The following is a 17,661-nucleotide window of genomic DNA, read 5'->3' on the forward strand; positions in this document are numbered from 1 at the left end:
CATCGCGCCTTGGCGTTGCCGGGTTGCCACGGCGGCACCCGGCAGGCACTGCCCGCCCGGCCTGACGAGACAAAAAAACGCCAATCGGATAAACCCACTATAGACAGCCGGCACACCCCGCGCCTTGCCGCATCGGCAAAAACAACAGCCCCGCGTGGCGGGGCTGTTGGGGTCAGGCGCCGGGCCGCGGCCAGGCTACGGCTTACTTCTTGGTGGTGGCACTCTTGGCGGCACGCGGAGCCTTCGGGGCCTTCGGGCTCTTAAGCTCAACCACCTCCTTCACCTCGGCCGCCACCACCGGCTCGGCGGCCACCACGACAGGAGCCTCCGCCACCACCGCCTCGGCAGGCACCTCCACCTTGGCCTCGGGAGCAGTCTCAACCAGCAGACGCTCAAGCAGCTTGCTGCGGGAGGAAATGCGGCGGTCGAAACGCCAGTCGTTCAGCAATTCGATCGCCGCCTCGAAATAGCGCATGTCGATCTCGTACAAGGCCTTCAGGTCGAACGACTGGCCCAGCTCCAACGCTGCGGCCAGATCTTTCAGCACCTGTACCTGTTCTGCGTTCTCGCCCGACTCAATGTACTTCCTGATTTTCTTGGCAGCGTTCATCGTCAATCCTTGCTTTTATAAAGAATAAAATTACATGTCATGCAATTTTAACATGGGGTAAGCCGGAACAATTTTAAGGTTTTCTTACAACCCCCAACACGACTTGCAGCAAGCCCGCCGGTGCCGGCAATCCATTAAAGCAAACGCGGCCGGCACGCGCCACCCGGAACGAGCCGGCAGGCGGGAGAGAGGGCGAGATCAGGACGGCAGGTAGCGCGGCAACAGGCGCAGCGCCTCGGCGTTGGAAGGGGAAAAAACCTTGTCGGCGGCCTCGGCCCAGGGCAGCCACTGGTAGCGGCTATGTTCGTCCGGGGCCAGCGTCACCGGCCGCGGCGCCGGCAGCAGCAGACCGAACACATGCTCTTCGTTCTCGGTCACGCCGGGCGGGTAGCGATGGCGCCAGTGCGGATAGATTTCGTAACGATTGGTGATGTGCCAGTCGCTCAACGCATAGGCATCGGCGTCGAGCCCGGTCTCTTCGCGCACCTCGCGTCGCGCCGTGTCGATCAGCGCCTCCTGCCCTTCCCGGCTGCCCGTCACCGACTGCCAGAAACCGGCGCGGTCGGCGCGTTCGATCAGCAAGACCTGACCGTCGGCAGAATGGATCACCACCAGCACCGATACCGGCTGCTTATTGCCCATCAGCCCTTGCTCCCGGCGTCCGGCTTGTCGAGTACCGCCATCAGCCCGGCCAGCTCGACCGCCGACTTGACGCCCATCTTGTCGAACACACGCGAGCGGTGCACTTCCACCGTCTTCATGCTGATCGCCAGTTCGTCGGCGATCTGCTTGTTGAGCTTGCCCGCCAGGATCAGCTGCATCACCTCGCGCTCGCGCTCGGTGAGCAACGCCAGCGACTGGTTCAGCCGGCTCAGCCGCCCGAAGCGGTCGCGCTCCTGCTGGTCGCGCAGCAGCGCCTGGTCGACCATGGCCAGCAGCCGGCCGTCGTCGAACGGCTTCTCCATGAAATCGATGGCGCCGAGCTTGAGCGCCGCCACCGCGTGCGGCACGTCGCCGTGCGCGGTGAGCATGATCACCGGCGGGCAGTAGGGGTGTTCGGCCAACCTTTCGAGCAGCACGATGCCGCTGATGCCGGACAGGCGCAAATCGACGATCAGCGCATTGAAGGCAGCCGGGCCGGGGCCGGCCAGAAAAGCCTCGGCACTGTCGAAACCCGTGGTCTGGAAGCCCTGCCCGTCGAATAGCCAGATCAACGAGTCGCGCACCGCCTCGTCGTCGTCAATCACCGCAAGCTGCTTATCCGACATGCTCTCCCTCTCGTGGTTAGGCGGCGTCCCCGCTGGCCTGGGCCAGTATGCGCACCTCGCGCTGCGGGAACGGGATGGTGATGCCATGTTGCTTGAAAGCGCGCCAGATGGCCAGATTGATCTCCGACTTGAGCCCCAGGAAGCCGTTTTCAGGATCGGCCACCCAGAACCCCAGCTCCATGTTGATGCCGCTGTCGGCGAAGGCGGTGACGAACGAGGCCGGCGCCGGGTCGTGCAGCACGCGCGGATGCACCGCGGCTTCACGCAACAGCCGCAGCACCAGTTCCAGGTCGCTGTCGTAGCCGACCTGCACCGTCACGCTGGTCCAGATGCTCTTGTCCGAATAGGACTGGTTGATCACGGTACTGGCGATCAGCGTATCGTTCGGCACCAGGGCCTCCGAGCCGTCGGCGGTTTTCAGCACCACGTAGCGCGAGGTGATCTTGGTAACGTAGCCGGTGCGGTTGTCGATCATCAGCCGGTCGCCGATGCGGATCGAGCGGTCGAGCAGGATGATGAAGCCGGAAACGTAATTGCTGGCGATCTTCTGCAGACCGAAGCCCAAACCGACGCCCAACGCGCCACCGAACACCGACAGCACGGTGAGGTCGATGCCGATGATCGGCAGCGCCACCATCACCCCGGCCACCAGCAGCACAGTCCGCGCCAACTTGGTGAACACGATGCGCAGGCTCAGATCGATATCGGTGAGCTTCATCACCCGCGATTCGATGATGCGGCTCACCCACAGCGAGCCCACCAGGATGATGGCCACCCACAGCAAGCCGGTCAGGATCATGTACAGGTTGACCTCGACCTTGCCGACGTGGAAACGGATCGACTCCAGCCAGTCCACCGCCAGGGTATCGACACCGATGGCCCAGCTGACGAAGCCCAACCAGAACAGCGTGGCGAGAAAATGCTCGGTGGTGCGCTCGAAGCGCCCCTTGGGCAGCGCCTGGCGCACCATGGCGGTGGCGAGGCGGATCAGCCCGAGCCAGAACAGCATGGCGCTGGCGATGGGCAGGAGCTGCGGCGCCTCGCCCAGAACCAGGCGCCACAGCCCCGCGCTGACAATCACCAGCACCTGCGCCGCCAGCGGCAGCACCAGGCGGAAACCGGCGTAGGGCAGAAAACGGTCATACCGCTCGGGATGAAGGGCGAACAGGCGGCGGTACACCCTCCTCGCCACGTACAGACCCGCCATGAATGCGGCCAACGCCAGCACGAGTTCCAGCCAGCCGGCTGGCGTTTCCAGCGTCAGCAGCAGTTTTTCCAGGGTAAGCAGTTTGTCGCCGTTGACCAGCATGCCGAGAAAGCCTTCCTTAATGGGTGACAGAGAGAGCCGGTTGCGGCGCATCGACCGACAGCACGCCGTCGGTCAGGCGCAGCACGCGCCCGGCGCGGCTCGCCAGGCGGTCGTCGTGGGTGACGATCACCAGGCTGGTGCCGAGGCTGGCGTTCAGTTCCAGCATCAGTTCGAACACCGCGTCGGCGTTGCCCCGGTCGAGGTTGCCGGTCGGCTCGTCGGCCAGCACGCAGGCCGGCCGCGTCACCAGCGCGCGGGCGATGGCGGCGCGCTGCCGCTCGCCGCCGGACAACTCGCCCGGCTTGTGCGCCAGACGGCGCGACAGGCCGACGCGGCCCAGCATCTCCGCCGCCTGCTGCTCCGCCTCGGCGCGCGGCATGCGCCGGATCAAAAGCGGCATCATGACGTTTTCCAGCGCGGTAAATTCCGGCAGCAGGTGATGGAACTGATAGACGAAACCGAGCGAACGGTTGCGCAACTCGCCACGCTGGCGCTCGCTCAGGCGCGACAGCGATTGCCCCAGCACCTCGATCTCGCCCGAACTCGGGGTGTCGAGCCCGCCCAACAGGTGCAGCAAGGTGCTCTTGCCCGAGCCGGAGGCACCGACGATAGCCAGCCGCTCGCCCTTTTCCACCTCGAGCGTCACCTTCGACAGCACCTGGACGTTCAGCCCGCCCTCGTCGTAGACCTTGGTCAGATCGTGACAACGCAATACCTTATTCATAGCGCAGGGCCTCCGCCGGCTGGGTACGCGCCGCGCGCCAGCTCGGATACAACGTGGCCACGAGGGCCAGCAGCAGCGAAATCACGGTAATGGTGGAGACATCGCTCCACTGCACGTCGGACGGCAGGTAGTCGATCATGTACACCTCGCTCGACAGGATCTTGGTGCCGATGATGCGTTCGATCAGCGGCACGATGACGTCCAGGTTGAGCGCCACCAGCACCCCGCCGGCGACACCGGAGAAGGTCCCCAGCACGCCGGACACGGCGCCCTGGATCATGAAGATCTTCATGATGCTGGAAGGCGCCGCCCCCAGGGTGCGCAGGATGGCGATGTCGGCCTGCTTGTCGGTGACCACCATCACCAGCGAGGAGACCAGGTTGAACGCCGCCACGGCGACGATCAGCGTCAGGATGATGGTCATCATGCGCTTCTCGATCTGCACCGCGCGGAAGTAGTTGGCGTTGGTATCGGTCCAGTCGGTGGTGAGCGCGCTGGCCGACAGCTTGTTACGCAGCTCGGCCTTCACCAGCGGCGCCGCCATCGGGTCGTCCAGCTTCAGGCGCACCCCGCTCACCATGCTGCCCATGCGGAACAGCACCTGGGCGTCCTTGAGGTGGATCATCGCCAGCGACGAGTCGTACTCGAACATGTCGACCTTGAACATGCCCACCACGGTGAACTGCTTCAGCCGCGGCAACATGCCGGCCGGGGTGACGCTGCCCTCCGGGGTGATCACCGTGACCTTGTCGCCGGTCACGACGTTGAGCTGGCGCGCCAGCTCGACCCCCAGCAGGATGCCGAACTCGCCCGGCTTGAGCGAGGCCAGCTTGCCGGTCACCATGTGCTTGCCGACATCGACCACGCGGTCCTCGCTGGCCGGGTCGATGCCGCGGATGAGGGCCCCGCGCACGTTGCCGGCCGCCGACATCAGGCCCTGGGCATTGACGAAGGGCGCGGCGGCGATGACGTGCGGTTCCTTGGCGGCCAGCCCGGCCACCGATGGCCAGTCCGACAACTTGCCTTGGTAGGTACTGACCTCGACGTGCGACGCGACGCCGAGAATGCGGCCGCGGATTTCCTTCTGGAAACCGTTCATCACCGACAGCACGATGATCAGCGCCGCCACACCGAGGGCGATGCCCAGCACCGACACCAGCGAAATGAAGGAAATGAAACCGTTGCGGCGTTTGGCGCGCAGGTAGCGGAAGCCGATCAGGGCTTCAAAAGGGAGGGCCATCCGGAAGAATCCTCGGGCAGGGAGCAATAGGTAAACGTCGTGGCGCGCATCGAGGCCAGTACGATTGGCGCCACGGGGCAAAGAGGCAAGGCAGCCGCGCGGGCGGTTGACGTCAACGGCGCTCAGCCCTGATAGGGGTTGTCGAGACTCTGCATCATCGCCACCAGGAAGGCGCGCACCTGACGCTCGTCGCACCCCATCAGGATGGCATCCTCGAAGGCATCCTGCGCCATCTGCGCCAGCTCCTCGAGGTTCTCGTTCATCACCTTGATCTTCTCGACGCAGGCGACCACGTTGCCCTCCGGATCGAGCCAAACCGGTTGTTGCAGTTTCATAGGACGTTCCGTTCGACTTTCAAAAACGCAATGCCCGCCAGGGCGGGCATCGACGGTAGCGCGCGGCATGCCGCATCAATGCGACGAGGCCACTTTTTTCTTGTGGGCGCCCTTGGCGGACTTGCCGGCCACGGACGACTTGCTCCTGGTCTCTTCGGCCTTCTTGCCACGGGACGACCTGCCCGTCTTGGCGGAAGCCTTGCCCTTGTCGGAGGCGGCCTGTTCCTGCTTGCAGTGACGGCCCTTGCGACAGACCACCTTGGCGCCCGAATCCTTGGCCTCCGCCGCCGCGGCTTCCTGCTTGCAGCGCCGCCCCTTGCGACAGACCACCTTGGCACTCGGCGCCTTGGCCTCCGCCACCGCCTTCGAGACGTTCTTCGCCGGAGCCGGCTCACTGTCGTCGCGCACGAAGTTCGAGGCCGAGCCGCGGTTCACGCGCCGGGCGCCGTTGTAGCGCGACGTCCAGTAATCCTGATTCATGTTGGAGACTTCGACCGACTTGCCGGTGCGCGGGGAGTGGATGAACTTGCCGCCCCCCATGTAGATGCCAACATGCGAGTACTGGAAGCCACGGGTATTGAAAAAGACCAGATCACCGGGCGCCAGTTCACTTTTATCGACCGCTTTTCCGGTATGCGCCATTTCCGCCGCCGTGCGCGGCAGATTCACCCGTAATGATTTTTTGAATACATACTGAATGAAACCACTGCAATCCAGCCCTGCCGAAGGATTACTGCCGCCAAAACGGTAAGCTACGCCCAGCAGGCTCATGGCCTGCAACAACAGGTCGCCGACAGCCTCTTCGCCCGGTGCGGCAAACTTGCCGATGGGGTCTTCCTGGGTCTCGGCGGCGGGGTGATTTTCCGTGGGGGCTTTGTCTGGCGCGGCATAAGCCAATACCATAAAGGTAGCCAGCACCCAAGCCAGTAGGTGCAGATGCAATTTCATAGGCCGCACTCTATCGGACGAGGCGTGGAGTGTAAAGCCAACCCAAAATGCGGGATACCCGATGCTGAAAGAAACCCTGATCGCCATGCGCGACCTGCCGCGCCTGAAGGAAATCACCGGAATCCTGTTCCGCCACGGACTCGGCCAGTTCGCCCAGCGCCTGAAGCTGCCACGGGCACTGGCCAAGGCCGGCGCCTGGCTGAATCTTCCCTTGCCGGAAGGCGACGAGGGCCTGCCGCCGCCGGTGCGGGTGCGCCTGGCGTTCGAGGAACTCGGCCCGACCTTCATCAAGCTGGGACAGATTCTCTCCACCCGCGTCGACGTCTTCCCGCAGGAATGGATCACCGAATTCGAGAAGCTGCAAAGCAACGTGCCCCCCCTGCACCCCGAGCAGGTGCCACACCTGGTGAAGCAGGCGCTGGGACACCCGATCGAGGAGCTGTTCGCGGAATTCGAGATGGAGCCGATCGGCTCGGCCTCGATCGCCCAGGTGCATCGCGCCACGCTCAAGGACGGCACCGTGGTGGCCGTCAAGCTGCGCCGCCCCGGCATCCTGCCCAAGGTACAGGCCGACCTGCGCATCCTCGAACACATCGCCGGGCTGATCGAGCTGGAGTTTCCCGATGCCCGGCGCTACCAGCCGACCGAAATCGTCAACGAGTTCGCCCGGTCGCTCAACCGCGAGATGAACCTGGCGATCGAGGCGCGCAACATGGAGCGCTTCCGGCGCGACTTTGCCGACGACCCCTTCGTGCACGTGCCCGGGGTGTATTGGGACTACACCAACCCCGCGGTCAACGTGCAGGACTTTATCGACGGCCAGGCTGCCACCCGGGTCGACGCGCTGCAGGCGGCGGGGCTCGACCCCATCACGCTGGCCGACCGCGGCGCCGACGCGGTGCTGCGCATGATCCTGATCAACGGCTTCTTCCACGCCGACCCGCACCCCGGCAACGTGATTTTCCAGCCCGACAACTGCATCGCCTTCATCGACTTCGGCATGGTCGGGCGCATCAGCCATGCCCGCCGCGACGAGATCGTCGACCTCCTGGCCGCCCTGTCGGGGCGCGACGAACGCGCCATGATCGACGTGCTGATCGAATGGACCGGCACGACCCCGGTCGACGAGGACAAGTTCGCCGACGACATCAGCGAGTTCATGTTCCAGTACGAGCACGTGCCGTTGAAGGACCTCAACATCAGTCAGCTGATCGTCGACATCATGGCGCTGATCCGCGACCACGGCATCGTGCTGCCGCCGGACATGGCGATGCTGTTCAAGGCGCTGATCACGCTGGAAGGCCTGGGGCGCCAGCTCAACCCGGACTTTCAGCTGGTCGAGCACCTGACGCCGTTCGTGCGCGAGCTGATCCTCAACCGCTACACGCCGAAAACGCTGCTCAAGCGCGGCAAACAGACCCTGGTCGAAGCCATGGGCATGATCGGCGATCTGCCCCGCGACCTGATCCGGCTGGGCAAGGACATCCGCCACGGCAAGTTCCGCATCAACTTCGACTTGCAGCGGCTCGACAGCTTCGGCCGCCAGCTCGACCGCACCGCCAACCGGCTGACCATGGGCATCGTCACCGGCTGCCTGATCATCGGCTCGTCCATCGTCATGACGGTGAACGCCGGACCCAAGCTGTTCGGGCTGCCTTTCTTCGGCTTTCTGGGCTTCATGGTGGCGTTCTTCAACAGCATCTGGCTGATCTGGTCGATCTGGCGCGCCGGTAAGGAATGGTGAAGCCATGAAACATGCACTCTTTGCCGCTTTATGGCTGGCTTCGGCCAACGTCATGGCCCTGGAGGTGATCGACCTGGGCTGGCGCGATGGCCGCGAGGTGGCCGACGCCATCGCCCCCCACCTCCAGCCGGGGGAAAGTGCCAGCGGCCTGGGGCGGCAACTGATCCTGGATGCCTCACCGGCGCGGCTCGCCACCCTGCGCCGCCTGGCGCGCACCCTGGACGTGCGCCCGAGCAATCTGCTGATTGAGGTCGAACAGAACGGTGGCGCGCGCCAGAGCGACTCCACGCTGTCGCTCGGTGGCGCGGCGCGCATCGGCAACGCTGAGCTTGACCTCGGGCGCCGCCGCGGCGACCTGGCCCTCGGCGCCGACGCCACACAAAGCCGGAGCAGCAGTCGCAGCCGCCAGACGCTGCGACTGCTCGACGGCGGCAGCGGTTTCATCGAGAGCGGCAGCAGCCGCCCCCTGCCCTGGCTGATGGTCACGCCACGCGGAGGCCTGCTGCGCGGGGCCGAGTATCAGGATGCCGTGACGGGCTTTTACGTACGGCCGAGGCGCAACGGCAGCCGCGTGGTAGTGGAGCTGGCGGCGCGCCAGGAGGCCTTCGGCGTCGGCAGCATCGAGCAGAATCGGCTGAGCACCTCGGTGGAAGGCGCCGTCGGCGAGTGGCTGAACGTCGGCAGCGTGGGTCTCGACGAGCAGGGACGGCAAGTGATGCTGATCGGCGTCAGCCAGCGCCTGCACTCGGTGGAACGCACCGTGCGCATCCGCGTCCTGGCCGACAACTAGCTCCCGCATCGCCCCTCTTCTTGCCGCGCGGCATCCTTCCCGGCAGACGCCCCGGCACGGCGCCTCCAGCAGGCTGTTTCCGGTTTGCAACAGGCCCGACAAGGTGGCGATCGCGAGTCGTTGACTTAACAAATGATAATAATTATCATTTGTTAAATTACTCATCCTCAAGGAGCACCCGATGAACGCCATGCTGGTCGGCGCCGACACCCTGGGCAACATCCCCACCGTGCTGGAGAGTTTCGGCATCTCCATCCATCGCCATCTGAGCGGACGCAACAGCTCGCATCAGCGCAAGCTCGACCGCCTGCCCGCCGGCACCGACATGCTGATCCTGTTCACCGACTTCCTCGGCCACAACGTGATGCGTCACTTCCGCGCCCTGGCCTCGGAACAGAACGTGCGCTTCATCGCCTGCCGCCGCTCGGTGTGCGCGCTCAAGCAATCACTGAGCGGCGTCGGCCTGTGCGAGCAAAGCGCCTGCGCCAACTGTCCCAATGCCGCCAAGCGCGGCAAGGGCAGGCACTGAGAACCTGTTTACGATCTGCTGTGCGTCGACGATACGGCGTTAAAACCGTCTGCGGAACGCTCATTTACCCCGTGTAAACTGCGCTTCCTCAGCCGTTTTTGCCTTGTCTCGCTCTAGCTCGCGAGATCCTAAACAGGTTCTGAGGCTCCCCAGAAATGATCAAGGCCGGACGACGTCCGGCCTTGATCCATGCTGCTGAGCGCCCGGCGGGCTACTCCCCTCGCCCGGCCTTGCGTGCCGCTTGCTGCATCAGCTGCAGCTGGCGCGAGAATTCGCTGCAGTTGCCGCACAGGAACAGATGAATGCGCAGGCGCAGGTACTCGCTCTTGCTCAACGGGCGGTCGAGTGCATCGGAAATCAGCCGGCTGGCCTGTTTGCAGTTGATTCTCACGCGGCACCTCCTCCCAGCCAGCGGATTTCCAGGCATTCCCGCAGGCTCATGCGCGCCCGGTACAGCAGCACCGAACAGTTGGTCGCGGTGATGTCGAGGTTCTTACAGATGTCGGCAATCTCCATGCCGATCACCTCGCGCATCACGAACACCATCGCGGTACGTCGCGGCATCACCTGCGAGCAGCGCTCGAACACTTCCCAGAATTGCTTGGCGACCAGTTCCTGCTCCGGTCCGCTCCATTCGCGGATGGCGTGCTGCCAATGGCCGCTGGCGTCGAACAGGGCGTCGATGTCGCCATCGTCGAGCGTGTCCTCGAACGGCTCCAGCGGTACCTCGCGCGACTGGCGGCGCACGGCGTCGATCAGCTTGAAACGCAGGATCGAGGTCAGCCAGGTGCGTGGCGACGACTTGCCGGCGAACGACGAACGCGACTCCAGCGCCGCCAGCAGCGTCTCCTGCACCACTTCGTCGGCGGCCTGGCGGTCGCGCAATTGCGCCAAGGCATAGCGCAGCAGGTAGGCACGTTCCGCCTCGATCAGTTCGGGAGTCATCATCGCGCTGCGGCCCTTCCCAGGTGAATGGTCATGCCTTGCAATAGTCGATGGCGTCCGCCAGGCGGTCCACGGCCACGATCTCCAGTCCCTCGACCGGCTGGCGCGGGCGGTTGGCGGTGGGCACGATGGCGCGGGTGAAGCCGAGCTTGGCCGCTTCCTTGAGGCGCTCCTGGCCGCGCGACACCGGACGCACCTCGCCGGCCAGGCCGACCTCGCCGAACACCACCAGTTTTTCCGGCAGCGGACGGTTGCGCAGCGACGAGACGATAGCCAGGATCACCGCCAGGTCGGCCGCCGGTTCCGAGATCTTCACCCCACCCACGGCGTTGAGAAACACGTCCTGGTCGAAGCACGCCACCGTGGCGTGACGGTGCGCCACGGCCAAGAGCATGGCGAGCCGGTTCTGCTCCAGCCCGACGGTGAGCCGCTTGGGCTGGAAGCCGTGGGCGTCGTCCACCAGCGCCTGCACCTCGACCAGCAACGGTCGCGTGCCCTCCTGCGTCACCAGCACGCAGGACCCGGCGACGTCGTCGCGGTACGACGACAGGAAGATCGCCGACGGGTTGGACACACCCTTGAGGCCCTTGTCGGTCATCGCGAACACACCCAGCTCGTTGACCGCGCCAAAGCGGTTCTTGATGGCGCGGATCATGCGGTGGCTGGAGTGCGACTCGCCCTCGAAATACAGCACGGTATCGACCATGTGCTCCAGCACGCGCGGGCCGGCCAGCGAGCCTTCCTTGGTGACGTGGCCGACCAGGAGGATGGTGGTGCCGGTCTGCTTGGCCATGCGCGTCAACTGGGCGGCGCACTCGCGCACCTGCGATACCGAGCCGGGCGCCGAGGTGACCTGCTCGGTGTACAGCGTCTGGATCGAGTCGATCACCGCGACCTCGGGCGCCTCCTGCTTCAGCGTGGCGAGAATGGCCTCGAGGCGGATCTCGGCCAGGAAGCGCACGCGCGCCGGGTCGACCGCCAGGCGCGAGGCGCGCAGCGCGATCTGCTGCGGCGATTCCTCACCAGACACGTACAGCACCTTGCGGCGCGCACCGACCTCCGACAACGCCTGCAACAGCAGCGTGGACTTGCCGATGCCGGGGTCGCCGCCGATCAGGATCACCGCGCCGCGCACCAGGCCGCCGCCCAGCACGCGGTCGAGCTCGCCAATGCCAGACGGCTCGCGCGGCACTTCCACCGCTTCGACCTCGGACAGCACCTGCACCTGGCTGGTGGTATCGGCCCAGGCCTGGAAGCGCGGGTTGGCCGAAGCCGGCGCCTGGACGGTTTCGACCAGGGTGTTCCAGCTCTGGCAGTGCGGGCACTGTCCCTGCCACTTGGGCGACTGCCCGCCGCATTCGGTACAACTGTAAACGGTCTTGATTTTGGCCATGCGAATGTCGCCGGCGCTCAGCCGGCGGGAGAGGCGGCGGCGCTGCCGCCCTTCTTGTTGAGTTGCTTGATGATATCGAGCAGTTGCTTTTCCTCGCCCGACGGGTCTTTCGCCGAATTGCCAGAGGCCTTGGCCGGCAGTCCCCCGCGGCGGATGGCGGCCAGCACGGCGGCCACCTGCGGATCGTTGCGCATCGCCCGGTCGGCCTCTTCCGGGCTGAGCTGGGCCTGCGGCTTGTCGCCCACCGAGGCCGCACTGGCCTCCGGCTTGTGCGCCGCCGCGGGCGTGACCGGTGCGACGGGGTCTGAAGGGGGCGCAATGGTATCCAGCTTCTGCTTGACCATGTACTCGTGCATTTCCCGCCAGCCCGCGTAAATCTGCGCCTTGTCGGCGTCGGGATTGCGCTGGTAGCACTCCTCCAGCGAACGCCCGCTCTGGCGACAGGCAGCACCGACCGCCTTGTTGGCGTCCTTGGACAGACCAGAGACGTTGCTGACCCAGTTGCAGCCAGCCAAGGTCAGCAGCAGGGGAATGACGAGCAGGGAACGCATGAGGCCCCTTTCTTCAGGAGACGAGTTGCGGGCGCAGGTCCAGTTCGATCACCCGACCGCTCTGCCCCTTGCTGGCCTCGCTCACCCAGAACAGGAAGTGCGGCAGCAGGTCGGCGATCGGGGCACGCTCGGTCTTGGCCTCGCCCGGGTGGGTACGGGTGCGCTGCGGCGCGTTGACCGGACCGGGAATCAGCAGGTTGACGCGCAGGTTGGGGTAGACGTCCCATTCGTTGGCGGCCACAGCGGTGAGGTAATGCAGGCCCGCCTTCGAGGCGCCGAAGCCGCCCCAGTACGCGCCCGGCTTGGCGCCATGGCTTTCGCCCACGAACAGCACCGCGGCGTCCGGCGACTCGGTCAAGAGCGGCAGGCAGGCACGCGTCAGCGCGAACGGTGCCACGGTGTTGATGCGGTACTGGTTCATCCACTCGTCCACCGTCTGATTGGACAGCGGCGAGAGCGCGTAGAAATGCGAAGCGCAATGCACGATGCCGTCCAGCCGGCCGCAGGTCTGCTTGATCTGGAAGGCCAGGTTGTTGAACTGCTCGTCGGTGGCCGTCAGCAGGTCGAGCGGGATCGCGACCGGCTCGGGAGCCCCGGCCGCCACGATCTCGTCGTACACTCCCTCCAAGCGCTTCACGCTACGCGCCAGCACCACTACCGTGGCACCGTGGCGGGCGTAATGCAGCGCCACCTCGCGACCGATCCCCTGAGTGGCACCGGTCACCAGGATCACCCGGCCGGCAAGGCTTGCGTTGTTCTGTTCAGTCGTCATCATCGGTTTTTCTGTTTCATCCAATCCTGCTTCAACATCTGCGCGGCGGAAACCCCGCTCTGCACGGCGGCCTCCAGCGTGGCCGGGTACGGCGAATCGACCCAGTCGCCGGCCAGATAGCCGCATTGTACGCCGATGCGCGTCCCCGGGCGCAGCACGCCCGCTACGGCGGCGAAGGTGGCGCGTTTCTCCACCAGCACGCGCGACCACAGCGGCGGCGCCAGCTCCGGCTGCAGACGGCGCAGGTCGGCGAGCACCCGAGCGACCAGTTCGTCCTGCGGCAAGGCGGTGACGGCGTCATCCGGGGCGCTGATCACCGCCGCCACCAGGCCACGCTCGCCGCTCAGCGCCTCGCGGTCGAACAGCCAGTCGGCGGTGCCGCCGGCGACCCCGGTCATCCGGCGCGGCAGCCGCACACGTTGGCCGAAGCGCAGGTATACCGTGCATATCGGCAGGTAATGCAAAAGCTGAAGCCGCTGCTGCAACGCCGTATCGTCCAGCAAGGCGGCGGCATGCTGCGGCCCGACCGCCACGATGGCGGCATCGAAGCGCTCGTCATCGATCTCGGCGCCGCCGTCGGCGAAGGAGACCCGGCGCACCCGGCAGCCGCTGCGCAGCTGCACCCCCTGCCCTTCCAGCCATGCCCACGCCGGCTGCGGAAACAACGCCGACAAGTTGTGCCGCGGCAGCAGCAGGTCACTGTCGGCGCGCGTGGCGCCCAGGCTGTCTCGCAGCACGTTGGCCAGTATCTGCATCGAGGCCTCGGCCAGCGGGGTGTTCAGCGCCGACAACACCAGCGGCTGCCAGAAACCCGCCAGCAGCGCCGCCCCCTGCCCTTGCGCGGCCAGCCACTCGGCCACCGGCATGTCCTGGGCCAGACGCCACTGCTGGCGCTTGAGCCTGTCGAGCGCCCGGCTCAGCCGCCACTTGTCGCGCCAGCCGATGCCACGGGCCGTCAGCAGTCCCCACGCCACATGCAGCGGCGCCGGCAGCGGCGGGCATTGCAGGCTCAAGCCGCCGTGGCGGTGCCAGTTCATCGGCTGGCGCAGCAACACGGTGTCGGGGTCGACGCCGACCCGGGCCATCAGCCGCAGGCACTCGCGGTAGGCTCCGATCAGGATGTGCTGGCCGTTGTCGAGCGCCAGGTCGGCATCGCGCACCCGCCGCGCCCGCCCGCCGGGCTCGCGCCCGGCCTCGAACAGCGTCAGCTCGGCAAAGCCGGCTAGCTCGACCGCGGCCGCCAGCCCGGCCCAGCCGGCGCCGATCACGGCAACACGGGGGCGGCTCACGGCTGGTAGCCGAATACCCAGGTTTTCCACGCCAGCCACAGCTTGCGGATCGGGGTCAGCGACAGGCGCTGGTTGAGCACCTTCTGCGGGCCGTCGAGTTTGATCTCGGCCAGGGTGGCGCGGTAGATCGCCGCCATCAACAGGCCGGGACGCTGCGCCTTGACGTCGCTCTTCGGCAACTGCTCCCAAGCCTGGCGGTAATACTGCTCGGCGCGCTCGATCTGGAAATCCATCAATTGGCGGAACGCTTCGGTTTCGCGGTAGTGCTGGATGTCGGATGCCGGTACGTTGAAGCGGCGCAGCTCCTCGACCGGCAAGTAGATACGTCCGCGCCGGGCATCCTCGCCGACGTCGCGGATGATGTTGGTGAGCTGGAACGCCACCCCGAGCTCGTGTGCGTACTTCAGCGTGTGCTGGTCGGTGTAGCCGAAAATCTGCGCCGACAACTGCCCCACCACCCCGGCGGCACGGTGGCAGTACAGCAGCAGATCGGCAAAACGGTCGTAGCGGGCGAAGTCGAGGTCCATCTCCATGCCGTCGATGATCTCTTCCAGCAACTTCTGCGGCAGGCCGTAGGCCGCCACGTGCGGTTGCAGCGCCTGCGTCACCGGATGCTGGGGTTGGCCGGCGTAGAGGCGGACCAGCTCCGCCCGCCACCAGGCCAGTTTGGTCCGCGCCACGTTTTCGTCATGGCATTCGTCGACCACGTCATCCACCTCGCGGCAGAAGGCATAGAGCGCGGTGATGGCGCGCCGCCGCTCCTCCGGCAAGAAACGGAAACTGTAATAGAAGCTGGAACCGCTGGAAGCGGCCTTGTCTTGGCAATATTGGTCGGGCGTCACGCGCCTCTCCTGAAAAAGTGTCTAGTTGGCCCGCAGGGCGCGCCACAGCATATACGCCCAGTCGCGTTTGGTCAGCACCGGCCGTTGCCGGAACACGTCGCCGCCCGAGGCATGCAGCTTCTGCAAGATGCGCTCGCCGCCCATGACGATGAGGCGTAATTCCAATCCGAATCGGCCCTTGAGCTTCTTGCCCAGCGGCGCCCCGGCCTGCAACATCTTGCGGGCCCGTTCAATCTGCTTGAGCATCAGCGGCGCCCACAACCCGCCGCTGTCGCCGGCGGCAATCTGCGCCTCGGCCACCCGGAAGCGGCGCAAATCCTCTTGAGGCAGGTAGACCCGGTCCTTGCGCCAGTCGATCGCCACGTCTTGCAGGAAGTTGATCAGCTGCAAGGCGGTGCAGATGCCGTCAGCCATCGCCAGGCTGCGCGGGTCGGTTTCTCCGTACAACACCAGCATCAGCCGCCCTACCGGGTTGGCCGATCGCCGGCAGTAATCCACCAGTTCGGCAAAATTCTCGTAGCGTCCCTTGACCACGTCCTGACTGAATGCCGACAACAAGTCGTAGAACGGCTGAAGCGGCAGGGCGTGTGCACGGATGGCCTCGGCCAATGCCTGCATCAGGGGCATCTGCGGCGTGCCACCTGCACCGATCACATCGAGTTCGGCCCGCAGCGCGGCCAGTTCGTCCAGCCGCTCTTGCGGCGGACGCACGCCTTCGTCGGCCACATCGTCGGCATAGCGCGCGAAACGATAGACGGCATGCACCGCCCGGCGCATGCGCCGCGGCAGCAGGATCGACCCGACCGGAAAATTTTCGTAGTGATCAACCGACATGGCGGCCTTGCGACGAGTGCGAAACGGCGAATTATACCCGACGGGGCGAGGCAGGATTTTTTTCGTCCCCGCCTCTTTACAGCTCCGCCGCACCTTCTTATAATCCGCCGCACTTGAACGCACGTGTCGGGGCTATAGCTCAGCTGGGAGAGCGCTTGCATGGCATGCAAGAGGTCAGCGGTTCGATCCCGCTTAGCTCCACCAAACTCGCGTTCCGGTCTAGGTCCCCATCGTCTAGAGGCCTAGGACATCGCCCTTTCACGGCGGTAACCGGGGTTCGAATCCCCGTGGGGACGCCAAATCGATCGGCCAGCCTGCCACAGGCAAAACCCGGCCCGACACCCGAATTGCCAAAAGCGCCTGAGTCGGCTCACGATTCCAGGCGCTTTTTGTTTTTGCATCCTGCGTCTCTTTTCTGCCCCCTGCGCAGAGGCTTGCCAGAATCATTAGGCAACACCCCACCCCAAGCGATACTTTCACCTTCCTTTCCCCGCATCGCGGCGATGGTTGTTTCAGACTTGTCCAGCGCGGCAGTGCGACGACGCCAAGCCAAGCGGCTCGGTTCGAGTGCCGCAACCCACCTAATGGTTGCGACCGGAAAGCCGCCATGCAGGCATGGAACCCCGCGCTACGGTCTATGCTGAAGCACAGACGCAGGAGAGAACATCATGCGCTTCAGCGATCGAGAACAAGCCGCGACACGGTTGGCTTTGCGATTGGCCAGCTACCGCGGCCAGCACCCGCTAGTCCTTGCCATTCCCAGGGGAGCAGTCCCGATGGCCGAACTCATCGCGGACCAGCTGGAAGGGGAGCTGGACGTCGTCCTGGTGCGCAAACTGGGGGCGCCCTTCCAGCCGGAACTGGCGATCGGCGCGATCGACGAGTCCGGCTGGGCCTACATTTCCGACGTCGCCCGGCTCGCCGGCGCCTCCACCGAGTACATCGAACAGGAGAAACGAACGCAGCTCGAGCTGCTGCATCAGCGCCGCCAACGCTACAGCGGCTTGGCCGCTTCTGCCGACCCGGCCGGGCGCGTGGTGATCGTCGTCGACGACGGTCTGGCCACCGGCGCCACCATGATCGCCGCGCTGCGGGCGATCCGCACCAAGCAACCGGCGAAGCTGGTCTGTGCCGTACCGGTGGCTCCGCCAGACACCCTGGAGCAGGTTTCCAGCTACGCTGACGACATAGTGTGCCTGGAGACGCCGCTCAACTTCAGCGCGGTCGGACAGTTTTACGAACACTTCCCCCAGGTCAGCGACGAGGAAGTGGTCGAGATTCTGGAAAAGCAGCGCCGCTGAAGCACCCGCGCAATGTTGCCCGGCCTCGTGTCTCCGTGCACTGGCATCTGGAGAACGCGGGCGGCAAAAATTTTGCATTTTTTGCTTGACCCAAAAAAAGGCTATCGGTATAGTTCGCATCTCTCGCGATGCTTCAAGCAGAACGAGACAGGTTGTTCAGTGGGGGTATAGCTCAGCTGGGAGAGCGCTTGCATGGCATGCAAGAGGTCAGCGGTTCGATCCCGCTTATCTCCACCA

General features: G+C 65.3%; 20 protein-coding genes and 3 tRNA genes. 7 read left to right on the plus strand and 16 right to left on the minus strand.

Translation table 11 applies throughout. The annotated features are described in order from the left end of the window. Nucleotides 1–202: 202 nt before the first annotated feature. From AC3WG5_RS12090 to AC3WG5_RS12125, 8 genes are all read right to left on the minus strand, one after another. Nucleotides 203–610, minus strand: coding sequence for a hypothetical protein (locus AC3WG5_RS12090; protein WP_492568871.1), 408 nt, complete (start codon nucleotides 608–610; stop codon nucleotides 203–205). Between the two features lie 198 nt (nucleotides 611–808). Next, nucleotides 809–1,252, minus strand: a complete 444-nt coding sequence (gene nudB, locus AC3WG5_RS12095; protein ID WP_492568872.1) for a dihydroneopterin triphosphate diphosphatase — start codon at nucleotides 1,250–1,252, stop codon at nucleotides 809–811. After that, complete coding sequence (locus AC3WG5_RS12100) at nucleotides 1,252–1,878, minus strand: response regulator transcription factor (RefSeq protein WP_008955779.1); 627 nt, start codon at nucleotides 1,876–1,878, stop codon at nucleotides 1,252–1,254. The genes nudB and AC3WG5_RS12100 overlap by 1 nt, the downstream gene beginning before the upstream one ends. A 16-nt stretch (nucleotides 1,879–1,894) precedes the next feature. After that, nucleotides 1,895–3,187: a mechanosensitive ion channel family protein gene (locus AC3WG5_RS12105; RefSeq protein ID WP_492568873.1), complete on the minus strand. Its 1,293-nt coding sequence runs from the start codon at nucleotides 3,185–3,187 to the stop codon at nucleotides 1,895–1,897. Between the two features lie 16 nt (nucleotides 3,188–3,203). Next, nucleotides 3,204–3,911: a lipoprotein-releasing ABC transporter ATP-binding protein LolD gene (gene lolD / locus AC3WG5_RS12110; protein WP_014088023.1), complete on the minus strand. Its 708-nt coding sequence runs from the start codon at nucleotides 3,909–3,911 to the stop codon at nucleotides 3,204–3,206. Beyond that, a complete protein-coding gene (locus AC3WG5_RS12115; RefSeq protein WP_014088024.1) occupies nucleotides 3,904–5,151 on the minus strand; it encodes a lipoprotein-releasing ABC transporter permease subunit in 1,248 nt (415 codons plus the stop codon). The genes lolD and AC3WG5_RS12115 overlap by 8 nt, the downstream gene beginning before the upstream one ends. Nucleotides 5,152–5,273: 122 nt before the next feature. Further along, nucleotides 5,274–5,486, minus strand: coding sequence for a hypothetical protein (locus AC3WG5_RS12120; protein ID WP_008955775.1), 213 nt, complete (start codon nucleotides 5,484–5,486; stop codon nucleotides 5,274–5,276). A gap of 75 nt (nucleotides 5,487–5,561) precedes the next feature. After that, nucleotides 5,562–6,434 carry a C40 family peptidase gene (locus AC3WG5_RS12125; protein WP_492568874.1) on the minus strand — a complete coding sequence of 291 codons (873 nt, stop codon included), beginning with the start codon at nucleotides 6,432–6,434 and terminating at the stop codon, nucleotides 5,562–5,564. Between the two features lie 61 nt (nucleotides 6,435–6,495). Here AC3WG5_RS12125 and AC3WG5_RS12130 point away from each other — a divergent pair, with 61 nt between their 5' ends. From AC3WG5_RS12130 to AC3WG5_RS12140, 3 genes are all read left to right on the plus strand, one after another. Continuing rightward, nucleotides 6,496–8,178: an ABC1 kinase family protein gene (locus tag AC3WG5_RS12130; RefSeq protein WP_008955773.1), complete on the plus strand. Its 1,683-nt coding sequence runs from the start codon at nucleotides 6,496–6,498 to the stop codon at nucleotides 8,176–8,178. 4 nt (nucleotides 8,179–8,182) lie between these two features. After that, a complete protein-coding gene (locus AC3WG5_RS12135; protein ID WP_492568875.1) occupies nucleotides 8,183–8,968 on the plus strand; it encodes a hypothetical protein in 786 nt (261 codons plus the stop codon). 181 nt (nucleotides 8,969–9,149) lie between these two features. Continuing rightward, nucleotides 9,150–9,497, plus strand: a complete 348-nt coding sequence (locus AC3WG5_RS12140; protein ID WP_482580635.1) for a DUF2325 domain-containing protein — start codon at nucleotides 9,150–9,152, stop codon at nucleotides 9,495–9,497. Between the two features lie 211 nt (nucleotides 9,498–9,708). Here AC3WG5_RS12140 and AC3WG5_RS12145 read toward each other — a convergent pair whose 3' ends face one another. From AC3WG5_RS12145 to hpnC, 8 genes are read right to left on the minus strand one after another with little or no spacing between them, the layout of a single operon-like run. Then, complete coding sequence (locus AC3WG5_RS12145; protein WP_014088028.1) at nucleotides 9,709–9,888, minus strand: zf-HC2 domain-containing protein; 180 nt, start codon at nucleotides 9,886–9,888, stop codon at nucleotides 9,709–9,711. Continuing rightward, nucleotides 9,885–10,445, minus strand: coding sequence for a sigma-70 family RNA polymerase sigma factor (locus tag AC3WG5_RS12150; RefSeq protein ID WP_492568876.1), 561 nt, complete (start codon nucleotides 10,443–10,445; stop codon nucleotides 9,885–9,887). Before AC3WG5_RS12150 ends, AC3WG5_RS12145 begins: the two co-directional genes overlap by 4 nt. A gap of 28 nt (nucleotides 10,446–10,473) precedes the next feature. Beyond that, a complete protein-coding gene (gene radA / locus AC3WG5_RS12155; RefSeq protein WP_492568877.1) occupies nucleotides 10,474–11,835 on the minus strand; it encodes a DNA repair protein RadA in 1,362 nt (453 codons plus the stop codon). Nucleotides 11,836–11,852: 17 nt separating this feature from the next. Beyond that, on the minus strand, nucleotides 11,853–12,386 hold the full coding sequence (locus tag AC3WG5_RS12160; RefSeq protein WP_008955767.1) for a hypothetical protein: 534 nt from the start codon (nucleotides 12,384–12,386) through the stop codon (nucleotides 11,853–11,855). 13 nt (nucleotides 12,387–12,399) lie between these two features. Beyond that, nucleotides 12,400–13,161 (minus strand): SDR family oxidoreductase, encoded by a 762-nt coding sequence (locus AC3WG5_RS12165; RefSeq protein WP_008955766.1) that lies wholly within the window; start codon nucleotides 13,159–13,161, stop codon nucleotides 12,400–12,402. After that, on the minus strand, nucleotides 13,158–14,447 hold the full coding sequence (gene hpnE / locus AC3WG5_RS12170) for a hydroxysqualene dehydroxylase HpnE (protein WP_492568878.1): 1,290 nt from the start codon (nucleotides 14,445–14,447) through the stop codon (nucleotides 13,158–13,160). Before hpnE ends, AC3WG5_RS12165 begins: the two co-directional genes overlap by 4 nt. Next, a complete protein-coding gene (hpnD, locus tag AC3WG5_RS12175; protein WP_014088034.1) occupies nucleotides 14,444–15,289 on the minus strand; it encodes a presqualene diphosphate synthase HpnD in 846 nt (281 codons plus the stop codon). Before hpnD ends, hpnE begins: the two co-directional genes overlap by 4 nt. A 21-nt stretch (nucleotides 15,290–15,310) precedes the next feature. After that, nucleotides 15,311–16,123, minus strand: coding sequence for a squalene synthase HpnC (gene hpnC, locus AC3WG5_RS12180; RefSeq protein ID WP_492568881.1), 813 nt, complete (start codon nucleotides 16,121–16,123; stop codon nucleotides 15,311–15,313). Nucleotides 16,124–16,251: 128 nt separating this feature from the next. Between hpnC and AC3WG5_RS12185 the strand changes: the two genes are divergently transcribed. The 4 genes from AC3WG5_RS12185 (at nucleotide 16,252) to AC3WG5_RS12200 (ending at nucleotide 17,661) form a co-directional block, all read left to right on the plus strand. Then, nucleotides 16,252–16,327, plus strand: a tRNA-Ala gene (locus AC3WG5_RS12185). A gap of 19 nt (nucleotides 16,328–16,346) precedes the next feature. Further along, nucleotides 16,347–16,422: transfer RNA gene (locus AC3WG5_RS12190), tRNA-Glu, on the plus strand. Between the two features lie 369 nt (nucleotides 16,423–16,791). Then, nucleotides 16,792–17,424 carry a phosphoribosyltransferase gene (locus AC3WG5_RS12195; protein WP_492568879.1) on the plus strand — a complete coding sequence of 211 codons (633 nt, stop codon included), beginning with the start codon at nucleotides 16,792–16,794 and terminating at the stop codon, nucleotides 17,422–17,424. A gap of 161 nt (nucleotides 17,425–17,585) precedes the next feature. Beyond that, nucleotides 17,586–17,661 (plus strand) — tRNA-Ala (locus AC3WG5_RS12200).

This window comes from Pseudogulbenkiania sp. FW507-F1 (genome assembly GCF_058781125.1).